The sequence below is a fragment of the Candidatus Desulfofervidus auxilii genome, assembly GCA_030262725.1.
GTDB lineage: Bacteria > Desulfobacterota > Desulfofervidia > Desulfofervidales > Desulfofervidaceae > JAJSZS01.
The window spans coordinates 83080-102893 of sequence record JAJSZS010000006.1; the positions used below are offsets into that span (position 1 = coordinate 83080).

Below are 19814 nucleotides of genomic sequence, written 5' to 3' on the forward strand. Positions count from 1 at the left end.
AGATCTTACCATCTCATTAACAATGCCCCATATGTAAAACCACCGCCAAAAGCGTCTAATAATATTAAATCACCAGGTTTTATAAAACCTTGCCGTACAGCTTCATCTAAGGCAATAGGTACAGTAGCAGCTGAAGTATTTCCATATTTTTGAAGATTTACAAAAACTTTCTCTTTAGGTATTCCCAATTTTTGAGCTACCATATTGATAATACGAATATTTGCTTGATGAGGAACAAGCCAATCTACTTCTTCTGGTGATACATTAGCCATTTTAAGCACAATCTTTGCTACTTCTTCCATATGCCTAACTGCATATTTGAAAACTTCATTACCTTTCATCTTTACATAATATTCTTCTTTTGGAACTTCCTCTTTGCAAGGTGGGTATACAGATCCTCCACCAAGTACACATAGTAAGTCCCAAACTTTAGGATTAGATTTGATACAACTAGCAAGTACACCTTTTCCTTCTTCTACACTTCCTACTACTGCTGCCCCTGCTCCATCACCAAATAAAACACAAGTACTTCTATCTTTCCAATTTGTTACACTACTTAATATCTCTGCTCCAATAATAAGGGCTTTAGTATTAGGGTTTTCTTTAATAAATTTTTCAGCAATTACAAGTGCATAAATAAATCCAGTACAGGCAGCAGAAATATCAAAAGCAGCAGCATTATAGGCCTTTAAATTTTCTTGCACAAGACAAGCCCCTGCTGGTAAACGATAATCTGCTGTAAAGGTAGCAGCAATAATAAGATCTAATTCACTTGCTTCTATTTTGGCCATCTCTAAAGCTTTTTTTGATGCCTCAGTTGCTAAAAATGACCAAGTTTCGTCTGAGACAATTCTTCTTTCTTTTATGCCTGAGCGTGTAGTGATCCATTCATCAGAAGTATCAACCATTTTTTCTAAATCATGATTGGTTAGTATTTTTTTAGGCAGATGAGAACCAGTGCCTAAAATACCTACCTTCATTAGGATAAGACCTCTTTTAACCTTCCTGGCATAAATGTTTCATGTTCCTTAAGTCCTTTTTCTAAATGAGCATTGATGTTTTTCTTAACAAAAGTAGCAGCCATTTTGATACCATTCTTTATTGCTTTAGCTTCAGAACGACCATGTCCAATAATTACTGTTCCATTTATTCCTAATAAAGGTGCCCCTCCATATTCAGAATAATCTAATTTTTTAAAAACCCGTTTAAGTAGCCTTTTTGCTAAAATAAGTCCTACTTTAGAAACAAAACTTCTTTTGACTTCCTGTCTTACTAAAGTAAGTAAACTTTCCACCACCCCCTCACCTAACTTTAAAGCTACATTACCTACAAACCCATCACATACAACCACATCAGCTTTGTGCCAAAGGATATCTTTTCCTTCTATGTTTCCAACAAAATTAAGAGGACTTTTTTCTAAAAAAGTATATGTTTCCTTTACTAGTTCATTTCCCTTTAATGGTTCTTCTCCAATATTAAGTAATCCCACACGAGGGTTAGAGACATTTAAAATATATTTAGCAAAGACATGTCCCATTATAGCAAATTGCACAAGATGATAAGCACGACAATCTACTACCCCTCCTACATCTATCATTATAGTGTAACCCTCAGGTGTAGGAATGATGCCTGCAAGAGCAGGTCTTTTTACTCCTTTTAAACGGCCAAGTATAAACATAGCTAAAGCTAAAGTAGCACCCGAATTACCAGCACTAAAAACACCATGTGCCTCTCCTTTTTTAACTAATTCTAAAGCTATTTTAATAGAAGTATCTTTTTTTTGACGTAAAACTTCAGAAGGAGATTCAGCCATGTCCACTACCTGAGGTGCATGGCAAACTCGAATAGGGAAATTTTCAGTATTAGCTTCTTTTTTAAGGATAGGTGTAATTTCTTCTCTTTTCCCCACCAAAATTACTTCCATTCGCATTTCTTGAACAGCTTGAATTGCTCCTTTAACAATCTCTTCAGGTGCATAGTCACCTCCCATAGCATCTACAGCTATGATTATTCGTTCTGCCATCTTTAAACTTCTTTTATTTCTATAATTTCCTCCCCTTTATACTTACCACAATGAGGGCACACTCGATGAGGCAATTTATATTCATGACAATGAGGACATTCAACCAAATTTGGAGGTATTAATTTAAAATGTGTTCTTCTTTTATCTCTTCTAGATTTAGAATGTTTTCTTTTTGGAACAGCCATTTTCCTCTCCTATTTTTTAATAAAATGTTTTAAGGCTTCATAAAATGGAGTATACTTAACAGGGCGACAATTACATTTTTCTTTATTTAAATTTTTACCACAATATGGACATAATCCAGCACAATCTGGTTTACACAACGGCTTTATAGGTACATTAAGGAATATCTGTTCACTTACAATCTGATCAATATTTATTTCTTTACCATCAAAAAATTCAATTTCCATATCATCTTTTGTTAATCTCAACATTTCTTTTTGTGGTGCCAAGCTATAAGGTACAAGCACAAAATCCATAGTAGTTTTTAAAGGAAAAGAAAAAGATTCTAAACATCGTGCACAAAATAATCTCAAAGTAGCTTCAATTGTTCCTTTCACATGTACTTTTTCTTGTATTACTTTTAATCTAATTTTTGCCTTTGAAGGGCCATCCAAATCTACTGAAAGAAATTCTTCTTTTTCTTTCCACCATTTTTCTCTTCTCTCAAACACTACTTCTAACCCTTCTGGAGGAATATCTTCTACTTTAATTATCATAAAACTTCCCTTTTAAAAAAGCGCATGTTAAATATATAGAAAAAAGGGCTTTGTCAAGTAAAGCCCAAAGTGAGCATATCATATTTAATGAGAAAGTTAAAGTGCCAGTTTATCCTAAAGAAAGATTTTCATTTCTTTTAAGCAAAATTCCAAAAGGAATAAAAGAAAAAATTTTTTATTTTTATGGTGATTCTTTCCTTTGTGAGGCAGCAGCTAAGGAAGTAATTGCTCGTCTTAAAAAAGAGAAAACCATTACTTATGAATGTCTACATGAAGAAGATATAGATGAGACTATTCTTATTGAAAAATTGTTTAATATATCTTTGTTTAGCAGTGAAAAGGTAATATGGCTTAAAGATTTTTTTTCTTTTTCTTATTTAAATACAGAAATTCTTAAAAAAACATCTTGTTATATAATAATTACTTCAAAAGAAGATGTATCTCCTGATTTTTTAAAAAAGCTAGCTATAGTAGTAGATTTTACCGTAAAAGCTTCAAAAGATGAGCAAGAAATATGGCAAAAACAAGTAATGTTTAGTATTCTTGAAAAGGCAAATAAAAAAATTACTTCTGATGCTCAAAAATTACTTTTAAATCGAATAGGTTTTAATCTTTTTGCTTTAAAGAACTATCTTGAAATATTAATAAATTATGTAGGAGAAAAAGAGTTTATAGATGAAACAGATGTAAAGCTTCTTGTAACGCCTATAAAGGAAGAGGCAGCTTTTGAAATTGGCGAAAAACTTGTTCAGGGAGATATTGAAACAGCGCTTAATTTTTTTAAAAATCTTCTTGAACAAGGTTTTCATCCTTTAGCTATTTTAGCTATGTTGACAAAAGAATTGAAATCTCTTATTGAAGCAAAAATTCTTCAAAAAGAAGAAAAAATAAAATTTTCACCTTCCTTTACTTATCAAGATTTTCTTAAAATTACTTATCCAGAAATTAAACAAATTTTAATAAACTTTCATCCTTATGCACTTTATCATCTTCTAAAACGTGCCTCTCGATATACATTTAAAGAGCTTTGTAGTATTCAAAAAATGTTATTAAAAACCGAAACAATTTTTAAAAATAATCTAAAAGCTGCTCCTTATCATTTAGAACAGCTTATAATCTTTTGGTGTAGAATAGCTAAATAATAACATTTATTGAGCTTATTTGAAAGCTATGATATATAACTTGTTCAAAAGGAGGAAAATATGTTTATATTAGCTAATTTTTTAAAGGCACTTGCTTCTGTTTTGGATGTAGTCTTAACGTTTTATATGTGGATCATAATTATTCGTGCCTTAATTTCCTGGGTGAACCCAGATCCATACAATCCTATTGTACGTTTTCTTTATGCAGTAACAGAACCAGTACTTTCTCAAATTCGTCGTTATTTACCTGTGGTTTTTGGTGGTTTTGATCTTTCCCCATTAATAGCAATTTTAGGTGTGCTTTTTTTACAAAAATTTCTTGTAAGTACTCTTTATCAATTAGCCTTGAGATTGGTTTAATTTGGATGGTTATAGCTATTGTTGTGGCTGCAGGAGAAGGAAAACGTATGAAGGAAGATGTCCCAAAGCAATTTTTGTTATTAGGTGGAAGACCTATTTTATGGTATAGTTTGTCTGCTTTTGAAAAAAATCCTGTTATTAATGAGACTATTTTAGTAATAAATCCATTATGGGAAAAAAAAGGTCAAGAGATTGCAAAGGAATTTTCTAAAATAAAATATATTGTACCTGGTGGGAAGTTTAGGCAAGAATCAGTATGGGCTGGGCTTAAAATGATAAAAAATGCAGAAATTGTATTAGTCCATGATGGTGTAAGACCTTTTATCTCTCAAAAATTAATAGAAGCAGTAATAAAAGGCGCTTATAAATATGGAGCAGTAGTACCGGCTTTACCAGTAAAAGAGACTGTTAAATGGGTAGAAGGAGATATAGTAAAAAAAACATTACCTAGAGATTATATTTGGCTTATACAAACTCCACAAGGCTTTAAGTTTGATATATTAAAAACTGCTTATTTAAGATTTCGAAAAGAAATATTTACTGATGATGCAAGTCTTGTAGAAAAACTTGGTATAAATGTACATGTAATTTTAGGAGAGCAAACAAATATAAAGATAACAATACCTCAAGACTTAAAATGGGCAGAAATATTGCTGAATTTTCTATAGGATTTGGTTTTGATGTTCATCGCTTAGTTGAAGGAAGACCTCTTATTCTTGGCGGAATAAAAATTCCCTTTCAAAAAGGATTGTTAGGACATTCAGATGGAGATGTTTTAATTCATGCTATTATTGATGCTATTTTAGGAGCGATGGGAAAGGGAGATATTGGACAATACTTTCCAGACACAGATCCTAGTTTAAAAGGAATTTCTAGTTTAAAAATGCTTTTATCTATTAAAGAAAAAATGGATAAATCCAATGTTATCTTAATTCATTTAGATGCAACTATTGTAGCACAAGAGCCAAAAATTTCTCCTTTTTTTTCACAAATGAAAGAGAAAATTGCAAATGCTTTAGATGTAAAAAAAGACATAATAAATCTCAAGGCAAAAACCACAGAAAGACTGGGCTATATTGGAGAAGGAAAAGGAATGGCTGCATATGCAGTAGTTATAGTAAAAAAATTATAATTTTGTTTTAGGTTTTATTGTATCCCATTCTCCACATTTAGGACAATGCCAATAAAGTTTAATTGATTCATAACCACAATGTGAACATTGATATATCTGTTTTGGTAAAGTTTCTGGGATTTTTTTAAGCAATTCAATGGCTTCTTGTGTTTTCCCTTCTTCTAAAAGAATTTGAGCCATAAATTGGCTCGCACTTGGTTGTGAAGGTTCTTCTTCTAATACCTCATTAAAATAAAATTTAGCTTTTTCTAAATCTTTTTTTATGAGACAAAATTTTCCTATAAAAATAGAAGAAAATATATCACGTTCCTTTTTTTCTTCTATTATTTTAATAAATTTATTAAACGCTTTTTCATCCTTTATTTCAGAAAAATGTTTTTCTAAACGAGAATATACTAAAAAACTATATTCTGGTGTAAGTTCTATAACATTTTCCCAAATATCGAATGCCTTTTTAAAATTTTTTTCTTCAAAATAAAGATCACCCAAATGAAGATATGCATCAGTGCATTTTTTATTAGTTTTTATAGCTTTTTTGTAAAAGGATTCTGCCTCTTTCTTATTTCCTTCTTTCTGATGTTTTTTCCCAATTTCTACCAAAAAATGAGCAAGCATGAGACTATAATCTTCTTTTGTAAATTTACTTAATCGTTCAATAATTTCATAAGCTGCTTGCCAATCTTTAAGACTTTGATAAAGATTGGCTAATTCTAAATAGGCTTCTTTTTTAGCAGGATCTTTGCGAATAACTTCCTTAAAAGTATTAATTGCTCGATCAAAAAGACCTGCTTTTTTATAATCTAATGCTAAGTCATAAAGGGCCTGAAGACGGATTTCTGGTTCAAGATGAGGTCTAGTAATAATACTTTGGTGAATACGAATGGCTCTTTCAATTTCTCCTTTATCTCTAAAAAGGCTTGCAAGAGCAAAATATGTTTCTACTGTATCAGTGTCTAAACTAACAGCTTTCATAAAAGCTTCAATTGCTCTATCAGGTTCATTTGAAAGAAGATAGCGAAAACCAGTTAAAAAGGCAACTTTACTTTCTTTTGCTTCTTGAAAGGGATGTGAAGAAAAACGTCGGCCAATAAAAAGACCAACACCAAGACCTATAATAAAAGAAAAAATACCACCATAAATCCATTCCATATTAAATGCCTTGAGGCTTTTCTTCTGTTAAAGGAAGATTACGAAGGGAGTCAAGTTCCTCTTTTAGCTTTCTTATTTCTTCATTTTTCTTCTTTAATTCATTTCTCTTTTTAAACCAAGCTTTAAAAGTATAGGCAAGACCAAAGAGCATTCCAAAGAAGAAAGAAAAAAATAATAAAAGATAAAGTTTTAAAGAAAAATTATAGGTCAAAAATTTTAAATTAGCCATTTGATCAAAAAAATTTAGGTTCTCAATAATGAAAATACCAATCACTCCCAATACTGCTACCCAAAAAATTGCTTTAATCCATTGCATTATTCTTCCTCCCTTAATTTATCAAAATAAGGCTTAAGTCGTTTATATGTTTCCTTAAGACTTTCAGGAATAACCCTTGTTTCTCCTAATGTTGTCATAAAACTTGTATCCCCATTCCAACGAGGTACAATATGAAAATGTAAGTGAGCAGCTACTCCAGCTCCAGCTACTTTGCCTATATTTAATCCTACATTAAATCCATCTGGCTGCATTTCTTTACGAAGAAAATCAACAGAGGCTCGAATCTTAATCATTAAATCAGCTAATTCTTCAATAGTTAAATCATCTAATTCAGGTACATGTCTTATTGGGGCTACAAGAAGATGACCATTATTATAAGGATATTTATTCATTATTACTGTTGTTAGTTTTCCTCTATATAAAATTAAATTTTCCTCATCAGTTCCTTCTCGATTATGAATACAAAAAATACAATTTTTTTCTTTCTTCCCAAGAATATATTTTATGCGCCAAGGTGCCCATAAAATATTCATTTTTATACCTCAAATAGTTATTAAATCAATATCTCCCCAAATAGCTAAATGTTTGTCTAAAATAATGATTAAACCTTTTACACCTTCAATATTTTTTGCCCATTGTGCTGCTTTAGTAATATCTTGTTTTTTCCTTATAAGATTACCTATAGCAGTAGCAGCTGCATCTGCTAAAGCAGCATCTTCAGCGATAACAGTTACTGCATCTGCTTGTCCACTACTGAAAGAATGGCCAATTTTGCCAGAGGAAGTACATACTGCTATAGCTTTTTCTGTAGGCTTTAATTTTAAAGCTATTTTTCCACTTAAAAGTGAAGAACCCGCAAATATACCTATTTGGACAGGCGTTCTTATTTTAAGATAAATATCACCACCATTTTCTACAATTACCTCTTTGGAATACTTTAACAATTCTTCTCCTACTGCTTGAGCAATAGCACCTGCTACCGCTGCCATTGGCCCTACTCCTGCTTTTTTTGCAGCTAAAAGCATCTGGCGCACTATTTTAGGTGCAAATGGGTCAAAAGGCAAGGGCAAGAAGGCATCTTTAAATTCAGGATGAAATTTAATATATTTTTCTAATTGTGCTCTATACTTAAAAACAGCTTCTTTAGCTTCTTTATCAAGAACTTTCTGTGCTTTAATCCATAAATCAGTTTCTTTTACTACAACAGAAAAACTAGTTAAATGCTTATTATGGCACCATTGGCGATAGAAACGATTCATTCTATTATTACTGCTTCATATCCTAATAATTGATTTATCTTTTTTATAAAATCTTCAGTCAATGTCACTTTTAAATGAGGAGGTAAAGCAACAAGGATATTGCTTGGTAAAATTTTAAAATATACAGGTAAATTGCCTTTATATTGCTGAAGTATTTGTTTAAGATACAATAATTGTTTTTTTTCAATATTCCCTTCACGAAGAATAATTTTTATTTCTTTTTGTTGCTCCTTTGAAAAATGTTCTTTTTTGATCAATTTTTCTTTTTCTTCTTCTAAAAAACAAATTTTTTCAGCAATTATTTTACTTGAATTTTCATCTTTGCTTACATGTCCTGTAATAAAAATAGGCTGATCACTATTGAGATAATTTTCTGCTTCTTGATAAACAGAACTAAAAATCACTACCTCTACTTTTCCTCTTGTATCTTCTAAAGTAGCAAATGCCATACGCTCTCCTTTTCTAGAGCTAATTTCTTTTATCTCTGTAATTATACCACCAAGTTTAACTGGTGTTTTATCTGGCAATTCAGAAATTTTTTCTGTGTTTGTATTACTTAAATTTTTAAGCACTTCTTCATAACCCTTTAAAGGATGTCCAGTAAGATAAAATCCAAGAGCTTCTTTCTCATAAGTAAGTCGTATATCATCTGACCATTCTTCCATTGGAGGTAATTCTATTTCTGATGTTTCTTTCACCGTATCAAATAAACTTAGCTGATTTAGATTTGTTCGACGTAATTTGCGTTGAGCTTTATCTATTGTTTCTGATAAAACAAACATAAGTTGTGAACGTTTTACACCAAGACTATCAAAAGCACCAGCTTTAATTAGGCTTTCAATTACCCTTTTATTTACCTTTTGTAAATCTACTCGCTGGCAAAAATCCATTAAAGATTTAAATAAACCTTTTTTTCTTGCTTTAAGAATCTCTGGTACAGCAGCTGTTCCTACATTCTTAATTGCTGCTAATCCAAATCTAATTTTTCCATCCTCTACTACAAAATCCATTTCACTGCGATTTATATCTGGGGGTAAAATTTCTATTCCTTTATCACGACATTCATTGACATATTTTACTACCTCATCCATAGAATTCATTTCACAGGTAAGCAATGCTGCCATAAATTCTGTGGGATAATGTGTTTTTAGATATGCTGTACGGTAAGCAATTAGAGCATAAGCTGTGCTATGAGACTTATTAAAACCATAACCAGCAAATTTTTCCATCAAATTAAAAATATGTTCTGCTTTCTTCCTAGGAATTCCTTTTTTAACAGCACCCTCAATAAAACGAATGCGCTCCTGTGCCATTAATTCTGGCATCTTTTTTCCCATAGCCTTACGCAGATTGTCAGCCTGTCCTAAAGTATAACCAGCTAAAGCTACAGCAATTTCCATTACTTGCTCTTGGTAAAGAATAACTCCATAAGTTTGTTTTAAAATAGGTTCTAATTCAGGCAATTCATATTTTATAGGAATTTTGCCATGCTTACGATTAATGAATTCATCTACCATTCCACTTTCTAATGGACCAGGGCGATAAAGAGCAATTAAAGCAATTAAATCCTCAAAACAATTTGGTTTTAATCTTTTTAAAAGTTCTTTCATTCCAGAACTTTCAAGTTGAAAAACACCTGTTGTATCTCCTCGGCTTAAAAGTTGATATGTTGCTTTATCATCTAAGGGAATTTGAGAAATATCTGGACGTATTCCTTTGTGTTTTTCTATAAGAGAAAGTGTTTTATCAATAACTGTAAGGGTTTTTAGCCCTAAAAAATCAAATTTGATTAAACCTATGCGCTCAACACCCTTCATATCAAATTGAGTGACTACTTCACCTTTATTTCCTCGATAAAGAGGAAGATAATGCACAAGGGGCTTTTCGTCTGAAATAACAATACCAGCAGCATGTGTAGAGGCATGGCGAGGTAGTCCTTCAAGAGCTTGAGCAATTGTTAAAAGTTTTTTTACACGTTCATCTTGTTCAGCTAATTTTTGTAATCTAGGTTCAGCTGCAATGGCATCAGCTAAGCTGATATTCAAAGCCGGTGGAATAAGTTTGGCAATTTTATCTACTTCTTGATAAGACATATCTAAAGCACGTCCTACATCTCTTACCACTGCTCTGGCTTGCATCTTACCAAAAGTGATAATTTGAGCTACATGTTCTTTCCCTCCATATTTTTTAAAAATATACTTTAAAACTTCCTCTCTACGTTCCATACAAATATCTGTATCTATATCTGGTAAGCTTTTTCTTTCTGGATTTAAAAATCTTTCAAATAATAGTCCATAAGGCAATGGATCTATTTCTGTAATATTCAAAGCATAAGCTACAAGGCTTCCAGCAGCAGATCCCCTACCTGGTCCTACTGGAATTCCTCTTTTTTTTGCATAATTAATGATATCAGCAACAATGAGAAAATAACCAGCAAAACCCATTTGTGTAATAACATCTAATTCATATTTAAGACGCTCTCTATATGTTTTTTTATCTTCTTCTTTAATCCCTCTTTTTTCTAATTTTTTTTCTAATCCTTCTTCTGCCTTTTTCCAAAGATAACTTTCTAAAGTTTCACCTTTTGGGACTGGGAAGACAGGAAAATGAGGTATATCTAATTCAAATCTAAGATTACAACGTTCAGCAATAACTAAGGTATTTTTGATAGCTTCTGGTACTTCAGCAAAAATATTCACCATTTCTTCTGGAGACTTAAAATAAAATTGATCATTGCTGAAGCGCAATCTATTTTTTTCATTTACACTTTTACCTGTTTGAATACAAAGTAAGATGTCATGAGCATAAGCATCTTCTTTATTTAAATAATGACAATCATTTGTAGCTACTAAAGGTATTTCTAATTCATGGCTTAAGCGTATTAAACCTTTATTGACAATTTCCTGTTCAGGTAATCCATTTGCTTGTAACTCTAAATAAAAATTTTCTTTTCCAAAAATCTCTACATAGCTTTGAGCTGCTTTTTTTGCTGCTTCATAATTTCCCTGAAGAAGAAGACTAGGTATTTCTCCATGAAGGCAGGCACTCATAGCAATAAGTCCTTCATGATATTGAGAAAGTAAAGCCTTATCTATACGAGGTTTATAATAAAAACCTTCAAGATAAGAAATACTTATCAGTTTTAATAGATTTCGATAACCTATTTCATTTTCTGCTAAAAGCAAAAGGTGTGTTAATTTTTCTTTACCTGCCTTTTTTTTATAATCCGGTGCAATATAAACTTCACATCCAATGATAGGTTTTAATCCACTTTCTAAAGCCATTTCATAAAATTCAATTGCACCAAAGAGATTGCCATGGTCAGTCATAGCTACAGCTGGCATATGATATTCCTTTGCCTTTGCCATTAAATCCGTAAGGCGAATAGCACCATCTAAAAGGCTATATTGAGTATGGACATGAAGATGTACAAATTCAGCCATATCTTTCACTCCCATTCAATAGTACTAGGTGGTTTAGAAGAAACATCATAAACTACACGATTTACTCCTTTTACTTCATTAATAATTCGATTAGCTATTTGAGCAATTAAATTATAAGGAATTTTTGCCCAATCAGCAGTCATACCATCTAAACTTTCTACTATTCTTAAAGCAATAACATGTTCATAAGTGCGTTGATCTCCCATTACTCCTACTGTTTTAATAGGCAATAATATAGCAAATGACTGCCACACTTTATTATACATCTTTGCCTTATGCATTTCTTCTATAACAATTTTATCTGCTGCTCTTAAAATAGTTAAACGTTCTGGAGTTACTTCACCAATAATGCGGATAGCCAAACCTGGCCCAGGAAATGGCTGACGGTGAATAAGAAATTCAGGTAAACCCAATTGATGACCAAGTTCACGAACCTCATCTTTAAATAATTCTCTCAATGGCTCAATAAGTTTTAAAGACATCCTTTCTGGTAATCCAGCTACATTATGATGAGATTTAATTCTAGCTGCTGGACCTTTAAAAGAAACACTTTCAATAACATCAGGATAAAGAGTACCTTGGGCTAAAAAATCTACTTTACCTATTTTTTTTGCTTCTCTTTCAAGGACTTCAATAAATAAGTTCCCAATAATTTGTCTCTTTTCTTCTGGATCTGTTATACCTTTTAAAGCAGAAAGAAATTCATTAGAGGCATCTACATAATAAAAATTAAGAGGGAATTCTTGTGTAAATACTTTTTTTACTTCTTCTGCCTCTCCCTCTCGTAGAAGACCATTGTTAATAAAAATAGCATGAAGTTGTTTCCCAACAGCCTTATGTAAAAGGGCGGCTGTTACTGCAGAATCTACGCCTCCACTTAAGGCACAAATTACTTTACTTTTTCCTATAGTTTCTTTCAATTTAGGTATTACTCGTTCAATAAAGGAACCTATTGACCATTTTTGCTCACAATGACAGATTCGAAATAAAAAATTATGTAGTATTTCTTTTCCTTGAGGGGTATGAACTACTTCAGGATGAAATTGAACTCCATATATTTTTTTTTCTTCATTAGCCATAGCTGCTACTGATGAATTTTTACTAGTTGCAAGCAATAAAAAGCCATCTGGCAATTTTGTAACTGTATCTCCATGACTCATCCAAACCTTTACTTCATTATTTAATGGCAAACCATAAAATAATTTTGTTTCTTTTAAAATTTGGATTGTTGCTAAGCCATATTCTCTTTTTTCACCACTTTCAATCTTTCCTCCTAAAAGGAAGGCTATAAGTTGAAGCCCATAACAAATGCCAAGTATTGGTATATTTAAAGAAAATACCTCCTTATCACATGTTGGAGCATCAGGGGCTAATACACTTGCAGGCCCTCCACTTAAGATAATACCCTTTGGATTAAATTGTTTTATCTTTTCTATTGAATAATCATAAGGCTGTATTTCTGAATATACTCCCAGCTCCCTTATACGTCTGGCAATAAGCTGAGTATATTGGGAACCAAAATCTAAAATAAGGATTTTATCCATCAGACCCCTCTCTCTAATTGATAATTGGGTGCTTCTCTTACAATAATTACATCATGCACATGGCTTTCTCGTAAGCCTGCTGTAGTAATCTTTACAAATTTTGCCTTAGTTTGAAGTTCTTTAATATTGCGACAACCAAGATAACCCATACCTGCACGCAATCCTCCTACTAATTGATAAACAATGCCTGCCAAAGGTCCACGATAAGGCACCCTTCCTTCTATCCCTTCTGGAACAAATTTAGTAGATGGAATAGATTCTTCTAAAGTATATTTAAATTCTTTTGTCTCAAGACTTTGCATGTACCTATCACTAAATCCCTCTTTTAAAGCACCAAGCGATCCCATTCCTCTATACAATTTATACGTCCTGCCTTGATATAAAATAGTTTCACCTGGACTTTCTTCTGTGCCAGCAAAGAGGCTGCCAATCATAACGGCATTTGCCCCTGCTGCAATTGCTTTAGTAATATCACCAGAGAATTTAATACCTCCATCAGCAATAATTGGTATATTATACTTTCTTCCTGCTTTAACAGCATCCATAATAGCTGTAATTTGTGGTACACCAACTCCAGCAACTACTCTAGTAGTACAAATGGAGCCAGGTCCTACTCCTACTTTTACGGCATCAGCACCAGCTTTTATTAAACTTTCAGCTCCTTCTTCAGTTGCAACATTACCAGCAATTACTTCTACATCAGGAAAATTAGCTTTTATAGATCTTACTGTTTCAATTACTTTTTTAGAATGACCATGTGCGACATCTATTACTACTACATCCACATGTGCTTTAATTAAGGCATCAAGTCTTTTTTCCCAATCTGGTCCTACACCAATAGCTGCACCTACCCGCAGCCTTCCTAATTCATCTTTACAGGCATTAGGGTATTTTTTTAACTTCATAATATCTTTAATAGTAATCAATCCACAAAGGTTTCCTTTTTCATCTACAACTAATAATTTTTCAATTCTATGTTTATGTAAAATTTCTTTAGCCTGCTCAAGGCTAATGCCAGGACGTACTGTAATAAGATTTTCTTTTGTCATTACCTCTTCTACCGTTTTTTCTAAATTAGTTTCAAAACGTAAGTCTCTATTAGTAACAATTCCTACAAGTTTTTTCCCTCTTACTACTGGAACACCAGAAATTCTATATTCCTTCATAATTTCAAGTACTTTATAAATCTTCTGTTCAGGTTCAACTGTAACAGGATCAACAATCATACCACTTTCAGATTTTTTTACTTTTTCCACTTCAAGAGCCTGTTTTTCAATAGACATATTGCGATGGATAATACCGATACCACCTTCTCTGGCTAAACTAATAGCTGTGCGAGCTTCTGTTACAGTATCCATAGCTGCACTTAAAATAGGAATATTAAGACGAATGCGAGGTGTTAAATATGTAGAAACATCTACTTCTTTTGGCAACACTTCAGAATATGCTGGCACTAATAAAACATCATCAAATGTTAAAGCTTCTTTTATATCCATTGTTTTTTCCCCCTATAAAATAATTTTTAAATTTTTTTTCTTGCTAATTTTTTCAAGATAATCTATAAGAATACCTTCAAGGAGACCTCCTTCACTTACTATCAATGTATCCTTTTGAAATATATTGAATAATGCTAGAACAATAATAGAGCCACCTAATATAACTTCTTCTCTACCTGATTCAAGACCTGGTATAAGACATCTTTTTTTAGCAGGCAATTTTTTTAAATTATTAAATATTTCTAAGACTCGATTCTTTGATAAAATATGTCCATTAATTAAACGAGGTTGATAAACATCCATTTTTAAATCTATGGCAGCTAATGTAGAAATTGTCCCAGCTGTACCAACAAGTATTTCTGGAGAAGGAATATTTAAATTATATATTTTTTCTTCAGTTAATTTAAATGCTCTATTTATTTCTTCTAAAGAAGGTGGGTCATGTTTTAAAAACTGACATGTAAGCCAAGTAGCTCCGATAGGTAGGCTTAAAGCTATTTTTTTAGCTGGCCAAATAAATTCTGTGCTACCTCCTCCGACATCAACAATCAAACTTTTTGTTTTTTCCACTTCTAATGTAGAAAATACTCCTTTAGCTGTTAAAATTGCTTCTATTTCACCATTTACGACTTTTATTTCAAGCCCAGTCTTTTTTTGTATAGTTTCAATAATTTTTTGACTATTGTCTGCCTGTCTTAAGATGGCTGTAGCTATTGCTTGATATCCTTTTACTTTGTGTAATTGCATAATTTTTGTAAAATTTTTTAAAGTTTTAATTAAAAAATTTATTCCAGTTTCAGTAATATTATTACCATCAAAATAAAATCCTAATTTTGTTATTGATCTTTTTCTAAATAAAGGTCTAAGCTTATTATTTTCAAAAGAAACAATTAATAATCTAGTTGTATGAGTACCTAAGTCTATGGAAGCATAAGGAGAAGCCATAAAGATTAAATAACAAATAAGATAGTCTAGGGCAACTCCTTGCCCTTTAAAAAAAGAAATGCTAGAAATGGCACATGTCAGTGATTGAAAAAATTATTTCTCACAAGAGAAAAGAAATAGAGCAATTAAAAAAGGATAAACCATTAGATAAGATAGTAACTTCTTTTAATCTTTATCCTAATCGAAAATTTTCAGCAGCTATATCTCAAAATAATAAAATAAATATTATTGCTGAATTAAAAAAGGCATCACCTAGTTTGGGTATTATTAGAGCAGACTTTGATCCAATAAATATTGCTCACATTTATGAAGAAGGTGGTGCTGTTGCTATTTCTGTTTTAACAGAAAAAAAATTCTTTTGTGGAGATATTTCTTTTTTACCTGATGTAAAAATGGCAGTAAATCTTCCTATCTTACGAAAGGATTTTATTATTGATTCTTATCAAATTTATGAGTCTAAACTTTATGGTGCGGATGCTATTTTGCTTATTACTTCAATTTTGTCTTTAAATAAATTGAAAGAATTTATTACTTTAATATATGATTTGGGTATGGAGGCTTTAGTAGAAATTCATAATGAAGCAGATTTAGAAAAAGCATTAAAAGCAGATGCAAAAATTATTGGTATTAATAATCGTGATTTAAAAACTTTAAAAGTTGATTTAAAAACCTCTTTAAAATTGGTTTCTAAAATACCAAAAGAAAAGATTAAAGTTGCTGAAAGTGGTATTAATAATTCAAAAGATATTTTAACTTTAAAAAATGCTGGCTTTCAAGCTTTTTTAATTGGGACATCCTTTATGAAAGCTAAAGATATTAAAGCAAAACTTAAAGAATTTTTAACAATATGCGAATAAAAGTGAAAATTTGTGGTTTAACAAGGTTAGAAGATGCTTTTTTTGCAACTTCTCTTGGTGCTCATGCTTTAGGATTTATTTTTTATTCTAAAAGTCCTCGTTATATTAATCCAGAAAAAGCAAAAGAGATTATTGATCAATTACCTCCTTTTGTGCAAGTGGTGGGTGTATTTGTTAATGAAGAGAAAGAAAAAATTAAAAAGATAGCTCAATTTTGTAATTTAAATCTTATTCAGCTTCATGGCAATGAAAGTCCAGAGTTTTGTGAGACATTGGGTTTGCCTTGTATTAAAGCATTTTCTGTTAAAGATAAAGAGAGTTTGAAGTTTTTATCTGTTTATAAAGGTAAAGTTAAAGGGATATTGCTTGATACTTACAAAAAAGGTAAATTTGGTGGAACTGGTGAGACATTTGATTGGAATTTGGCTATAGAGGCAAAGGCACTTGGAATGCCTTTAATTCTTGCCGGCGGATTAAAACCAGAAAATGTAAAAAAGGCAATAAATATAGTGAAACCATTTGCTATAGATGTAAATAGTGGTATAGAAAAAGCACCTGGGATTAAGGATAAATATTTAATGGAAAGGTTATTTAAGGAAATACAAGATGAAATTGCCTGATAGAAAGGGACATTTTGGGATTTATGGTGGTAAATATGTACCTGAAACTCTTATGCCCCTTTTGACTGAGTTAGAAAGGGCTTATAAAGAGGCAAAAAAAGATAAAAATTTTAAAAAAACTCTTCAATATTATTTAACTACTTATGCTGGACGCCCTACTCCACTCTATTTTGCTAAAAATTTAACAGAATATTTGGGTGGAGCTAAAATTTATTTAAAAAGAGAAGATCTTACTCATACTGGTGCCCACAAAATTAACAATACCATTGGTCAAGCCCTTTTGGCTAAAAGGATGGGGAAAAAAAGAGTAATTGCTGAAACAGGAGCAGGTCAACATGGTGTAGCTACTGCTACAGCTTGTGCTCTTTTAGGATTAGAATGTGTGATTTATATGGGTGAAGAAGATACACGTCGCCAGGCAATGAATGTTTTTCGGATGAAACTTCTTGGTGCTGATGTAATTACTGTTAGACAAGGCACTTGTACTTTAAAAGATGCCATTAATGAAGCTATAAGAGATTGGGTAACAAATGTACGTACAACTTATTATTTAATTGGCTCAGTAGTAGGACCTCATCCTTATCCTATGATAGTTAGGGATTTTCAAAGCATTATTGGACAAGAAACTAAGCAACAGATTTTAAAAATAGAAGGACGTCTGCCAGATTATATTATTGCCTGTGTAGGTGGGGGCAGTAATGCTATGGGAATATTTTATCCTTTCAGAAAGGAAAAAATAAAACTTATTGGCGTTGAGGCAGCTGGTTTGGGTTTAGATAAAGGTATGCATTCAGCTACTTTATGTGCTGGAAAGCCTGGAATTTTGCATGGAGCAATGAGTTATCTATTACAAACAGAAGATGGACAGATTCAACCAACACACTCTATTGCTCCTGGTCTTGATTATCCTGGAGTAGGTCCAGAACATAGTTATTTTAAAGATAAAAAACTAGCTTTTTATGATACTATTACAGATGAAGAAGCATTAGAAGCATTTCATCTATTATCTCGTATAGAAGGGATTATTCCTGCTTTAGAAAGTGCACATGCTGTTGCTTATGCTACAAAACTTGCTTCAAAATTAGATAAAGAAAAAATTATTATTATTAATCTTTCAGGTAGAGGAGATAAGGATTTAGAAATAGTTTTTAAGAGAGTTAAAGAAGGAAATGAAAACCATTAAGCAAGTTTTTCGCAATTTAAAGAAACAAGGGCGCCGTGCTTTAATTCCCTATATTACTGCCGGTGACCCAGATTTAGAAACTACAAAAAGGTTAATTTTAACTGTTGCCCAATCCGGTGGGGATATTTTAGAGTTGGGAGTACCTTTTTCTGATCCATTGGCAGATGGCCCTACCATTCAAGCTGCCTCACAGAGAGCTTTAAAAAGTGGCACAAATCTTAAAGAAATTTTAAAATTGATTAAAGAAATCAGGCCTCATACAGAAATACCTATTGTATTGATGAGTTACTATAATCCTCTTTTGCAATATGGCTTAGAAAGATTAGCTCAAGAAGCAGTTAAGGCTGGGATAAATGGTTTTATTGTTCCTGATTTAACTCCAGAAGAAGCAGATAAATGGATTAAAATTTGTCGGATTTATCATTTAGACACTATCTTTCTTATCGCTCCTACTACACCTCTGAGTCGAGCGCGAAAGATAGTTCAAAAGAGCCAGGGCTTTATTTACTATGTCTCTGTTACTGGAGTTACTGGTGCAAGGGATAAACTCCCATCAGATATAATACAAAATTTAAATCAATTAAAACGAATTACAAAAAAACCTATTGCTGTTGGATTTGGCATTTCATCTCCTGAACATGTGAAAATGCTTATTCATTATGCTGACGGTATTATTGTAGGCAGTGCTATTGTAAAAATTATAGGAAATTCAAAAAATACAAATCAAATTTTAAAAAAAGTAAGTACATTTATTAAATCCCTTTCTCAAGCTACAAAGTTATAACATTTTCAATTTTATTCTGAATAATTAACTTAAAAAAGACGAAATTAATTAAAATGAGAAAACTATTTATGTTATTTCTTCTTTTTACAATATTCTTATCAAAGGGAGAGTGTAACTCTGATTTTAATCGTCTTAAAGAAAGATTGATTGCTGATGGATTTGATAAAAAAATAATTGAAAAATTTTATTCCCATCCTAAAGCTAAATTTTTACCACAAGTAATAAAAATATACTCAACATATCGTGAAAGTAAATTAAATTATAAGCATTTTTTAAATAAATGTTTTATCTTTATGGGTCAAAAATATTTAAAACAATATCAAAATACATTTTCTAAGGTATATAAACAATATGGTGTTGATCCAAATATTATTGTTGCTTTGCTTATCATAGAAACAAAGCTTGGTACATATAATGGTAAATATACTGTCTTTAACGTGCTTTCTAGTTTAGCAATTTCAGAAAAATTTAAAAAAAGAGCAAAATGGGCATATAAAGAACTTAAGGCTTTTCTAAGATATGTAATAAAATATAACTTGGACCCATTTTCTATCAAAGGTTCCTTTGCTGGTGCGTTTGGTATACCACAATTTATGCCTTCTAGTTTATGGAAATTTGGTCAAGATGGTGATGATGATGGCATTATTGATTTATATAATCATCATGATGCCATTATGAGTGTAGCAAATTATTTAAAAGCCTCTGGTTGGAAAGAAGATTTAAGTGAGGAAGAAAAGAAAAAAGTTTTGCTTCACTATAACTGGAGCATTTATTATGTAAACACAGTTTTAGAACTATCTAAAAAGTTAAAGAATTCTCAATATCTTTCTTCATCACAGACAAAAAGTTATACTAAATTTTGAACAACACTAGGTCAAAGA

The 19814-nt window shown here is 31.7% G+C and carries 21 protein-coding genes; 9 read left to right on the plus strand and 12 right to left on the minus strand.

Annotated elements, in window-relative coordinates:
• Positions 1 to 5 precede the first annotated feature (5 nt).
• The 4 genes from LWW95_04975 to LWW95_04990 are packed head-to-tail and all read right to left on the minus strand — an operon-like array spanning position 6 to position 2742.
• The gene (locus LWW95_04975; protein MDL1956385.1) at positions 6 to 980 is read right to left on the minus strand and encodes a ketoacyl-ACP synthase III; all 975 of its coding nucleotides are present in this window, start codon (positions 978 to 980) and stop codon (positions 6 to 8) included.
• Positions 980 to 2011 (minus strand): phosphate acyltransferase PlsX, encoded by a 1032-nt coding sequence (gene plsX / locus LWW95_04980; protein MDL1956386.1) that lies wholly within the window; start codon positions 2009 to 2011, stop codon positions 980 to 982. Before plsX ends, LWW95_04975 begins: the two co-directional genes overlap by 1 nt.
• 14 nt (positions 2012 to 2025) lie before the next feature.
• Positions 2026 to 2208: a 50S ribosomal protein L32 gene (gene rpmF / locus LWW95_04985; protein ID MDL1956387.1), complete on the minus strand. Its 183-nt coding sequence runs from the start codon at positions 2206 to 2208 to the stop codon at positions 2026 to 2028.
• Positions 2209 to 2217: 9 nt separating this feature from the next.
• Complete coding sequence (locus LWW95_04990; GenBank protein MDL1956388.1) at positions 2218 to 2742, minus strand: DUF177 domain-containing protein; 525 nt, start codon at positions 2740 to 2742, stop codon at positions 2218 to 2220.
• Positions 2743 to 2843: 101 nt separating this feature from the next.
• On the opposite strand from LWW95_04990, the gene holA reads away from it, so the two are divergent.
• The 4 genes from holA to ispF are packed head-to-tail and all read left to right on the plus strand — an operon-like array spanning position 2844 to position 5376.
• On the plus strand, positions 2844 to 3884 hold the full coding sequence (holA, locus tag LWW95_04995; protein MDL1956389.1) for a DNA polymerase III subunit delta: 1041 nt from the start codon (positions 2844 to 2846) through the stop codon (positions 3882 to 3884).
• 60 nt (positions 3885 to 3944) lie between these two features.
• A complete protein-coding gene (locus tag LWW95_05000) occupies positions 3945 to 4244 on the plus strand; it encodes a YggT family protein (GenBank protein ID MDL1956390.1) in 300 nt (99 codons plus the stop codon).
• Positions 4245 to 4249: 5 nt separating this feature from the next.
• On the plus strand, positions 4250 to 4912 hold the full coding sequence (gene ispD, locus LWW95_05005; GenBank protein MDL1956391.1) for a 2-C-methyl-D-erythritol 4-phosphate cytidylyltransferase: 663 nt from the start codon (positions 4250 to 4252) through the stop codon (positions 4910 to 4912).
• Positions 4882 to 5376, plus strand: coding sequence for a 2-C-methyl-D-erythritol 2,4-cyclodiphosphate synthase (gene ispF / locus LWW95_05010; protein ID MDL1956392.1), 495 nt, complete (start codon positions 4882 to 4884; stop codon positions 5374 to 5376). Before ispD ends, ispF begins: the two co-directional genes overlap by 31 nt.
• Here the strand turns inward: ispF and LWW95_05015 are convergent.
• From LWW95_05015 to LWW95_05050, 8 genes are read right to left on the minus strand one after another with little or no spacing between them, the layout of a single operon-like run.
• Positions 5371 to 6525: a tetratricopeptide repeat protein gene (locus LWW95_05015; protein ID MDL1956393.1), complete on the minus strand. Its 1155-nt coding sequence runs from the start codon at positions 6523 to 6525 to the stop codon at positions 5371 to 5373. The two genes, ispF and LWW95_05015, sit on opposite strands and share 6 nt — an antisense overlap.
• Before the next feature lies 1 nt (position 6526).
• A complete protein-coding gene (locus LWW95_05020) occupies positions 6527 to 6841 on the minus strand; it encodes a lipopolysaccharide assembly protein LapA domain-containing protein (protein ID MDL1956394.1) in 315 nt (104 codons plus the stop codon).
• A complete protein-coding gene (locus LWW95_05025; GenBank protein ID MDL1956395.1) occupies positions 6841 to 7335 on the minus strand; it encodes an HIT domain-containing protein in 495 nt (164 codons plus the stop codon). Before LWW95_05025 ends, LWW95_05020 begins: the two co-directional genes overlap by 1 nt.
• Positions 7336 to 7344: 9 nt before the next feature.
• Positions 7345 to 8061 (minus strand): UPF0280 family protein, encoded by a 717-nt coding sequence (locus LWW95_05030; GenBank protein MDL1956396.1) that lies wholly within the window; start codon positions 8059 to 8061, stop codon positions 7345 to 7347.
• A complete protein-coding gene (gene dnaE / locus LWW95_05035) occupies positions 8058 to 11504 on the minus strand; it encodes a DNA polymerase III subunit alpha (protein MDL1956397.1) in 3447 nt (1148 codons plus the stop codon). The genes LWW95_05030 and dnaE overlap by 4 nt, the downstream gene beginning before the upstream one ends.
• 5 nt (positions 11505 to 11509) lie before the next feature.
• Positions 11510 to 13048: a glutamine-hydrolyzing GMP synthase gene (gene guaA, locus LWW95_05040; protein ID MDL1956398.1), complete on the minus strand. Its 1539-nt coding sequence runs from the start codon at positions 13046 to 13048 to the stop codon at positions 11510 to 11512.
• A complete protein-coding gene (gene guaB / locus LWW95_05045; protein ID MDL1956399.1) occupies positions 13048 to 14544 on the minus strand; it encodes an IMP dehydrogenase in 1497 nt (498 codons plus the stop codon). The genes guaA and guaB overlap by 1 nt, the downstream gene beginning before the upstream one ends.
• A 12-nt stretch (positions 14545 to 14556) precedes the next feature.
• Positions 14557 to 15489, minus strand: coding sequence for a hypothetical protein (locus tag LWW95_05050; protein MDL1956400.1), 933 nt, complete (start codon positions 15487 to 15489; stop codon positions 14557 to 14559).
• A gap of 74 nt (positions 15490 to 15563) precedes the next feature.
• Between LWW95_05050 and trpC the strand changes: the two genes are divergently transcribed.
• The 5 genes from trpC to LWW95_05075 are packed head-to-tail and all read left to right on the plus strand — an operon-like array spanning position 15564 to position 19796.
• A complete protein-coding gene (gene trpC / locus LWW95_05055) occupies positions 15564 to 16346 on the plus strand; it encodes an indole-3-glycerol phosphate synthase TrpC (GenBank protein MDL1956401.1) in 783 nt (260 codons plus the stop codon).
• Positions 16337 to 16966 carry a phosphoribosylanthranilate isomerase gene (locus tag LWW95_05060; protein ID MDL1956402.1) on the plus strand — a complete coding sequence of 210 codons (630 nt, stop codon included), beginning with the start codon at positions 16337 to 16339 and terminating at the stop codon, positions 16964 to 16966. The genes trpC and LWW95_05060 overlap by 10 nt, the downstream gene beginning before the upstream one ends.
• Positions 16953 to 18149, plus strand: coding sequence for a tryptophan synthase subunit beta (trpB, locus tag LWW95_05065; protein MDL1956403.1), 1197 nt, complete (start codon positions 16953 to 16955; stop codon positions 18147 to 18149). The genes LWW95_05060 and trpB overlap by 14 nt, the downstream gene beginning before the upstream one ends.
• Positions 18136 to 18933 (plus strand): tryptophan synthase subunit alpha, encoded by a 798-nt coding sequence (trpA, locus tag LWW95_05070; GenBank protein ID MDL1956404.1) that lies wholly within the window; start codon positions 18136 to 18138, stop codon positions 18931 to 18933. Before trpB ends, trpA begins: the two co-directional genes overlap by 14 nt.
• Positions 18934 to 18986: 53 nt before the next feature.
• On the plus strand, positions 18987 to 19796 hold the full coding sequence (locus LWW95_05075; GenBank protein MDL1956405.1) for a lytic murein transglycosylase: 810 nt from the start codon (positions 18987 to 18989) through the stop codon (positions 19794 to 19796).
• Positions 19797 to 19814: the final 18 nt, after the last annotated feature.

Bases quoted from the DNA above. Each gene is read 5' to 3' on its own strand.
- LWW95_05025 (MDL1956395.1), bottom strand. From the start codon at position 7,335: ATGAATATTTTATGGGCACCTTGGCGCATAAAATATATTCTTGGGAAG.
- LWW95_05000 (MDL1956390.1), top strand. From the start codon at position 3,945: ATGTTTATATTAGCTAATTTTTTAAAGGCACTTGCTTCTGTTTTGGAT.
- LWW95_05030 (MDL1956396.1), bottom strand. From the start codon at position 8,061: ATGAATCGTTTCTATCGCCAATGGTGCCATAATAAGCATTTAACTAGT.
- ispF (MDL1956392.1), top strand. From the start codon at position 4,882: ATGGGCAGAAATATTGCTGAATTTTCTATAGGATTTGGTTTTGATGTT.
- guaB (MDL1956399.1), bottom strand. From the start codon at position 14,544: ATGGATATAAAAGAAGCTTTAACATTTGATGATGTTTTATTAGTGCCA.
- dnaE (MDL1956397.1), bottom strand. From the start codon at position 11,504: ATGGCTGAATTTGTACATCTTCATGTCCATACTCAATATAGCCTTTTA.
- trpB (MDL1956403.1), top strand. From the start codon at position 16,953: ATGAAATTGCCTGATAGAAAGGGACATTTTGGGATTTATGGTGGTAAA.
- LWW95_05020 (MDL1956394.1), bottom strand. From the start codon at position 6,841: ATGCAATGGATTAAAGCAATTTTTTGGGTAGCAGTATTGGGAGTGATT.
- ispD (MDL1956391.1), top strand. From the start codon at position 4,250: ATGGTTATAGCTATTGTTGTGGCTGCAGGAGAAGGAAAACGTATGAAG.
- trpA (MDL1956404.1), top strand. From the start codon at position 18,136: ATGAAAACCATTAAGCAAGTTTTTCGCAATTTAAAGAAACAAGGGCGC.
- LWW95_04975 (MDL1956385.1), bottom strand. From the start codon at position 980: ATGAAGGTAGGTATTTTAGGCACTGGTTCTCATCTGCCTAAAAAAATA.
- LWW95_05075 (MDL1956405.1), top strand. From the start codon at position 18,987: ATGAGAAAACTATTTATGTTATTTCTTCTTTTTACAATATTCTTATCA.
- guaA (MDL1956398.1), bottom strand. From the start codon at position 13,048: ATGGATAAAATCCTTATTTTAGATTTTGGTTCCCAATATACTCAGCTT.
- trpC (MDL1956401.1), top strand. From the start codon at position 15,564: ATGTCAGTGATTGAAAAAATTATTTCTCACAAGAGAAAAGAAATAGAG.
- LWW95_05050 (MDL1956400.1), bottom strand. From the start codon at position 15,489: ATGGCTTCTCCTTATGCTTCCATAGACTTAGGTACTCATACAACTAGA.
- LWW95_04990 (MDL1956388.1), bottom strand. From the start codon at position 2,742: ATGATAATTAAAGTAGAAGATATTCCTCCAGAAGGGTTAGAAGTAGTG.
- LWW95_05060 (MDL1956402.1), top strand. From the start codon at position 16,337: ATGCGAATAAAAGTGAAAATTTGTGGTTTAACAAGGTTAGAAGATGCT.
- rpmF (MDL1956387.1), bottom strand. From the start codon at position 2,208: ATGGCTGTTCCAAAAAGAAAACATTCTAAATCTAGAAGAGATAAAAGA.
- LWW95_05015 (MDL1956393.1), bottom strand. From the start codon at position 6,525: ATGGAATGGATTTATGGTGGTATTTTTTCTTTTATTATAGGTCTTGGT.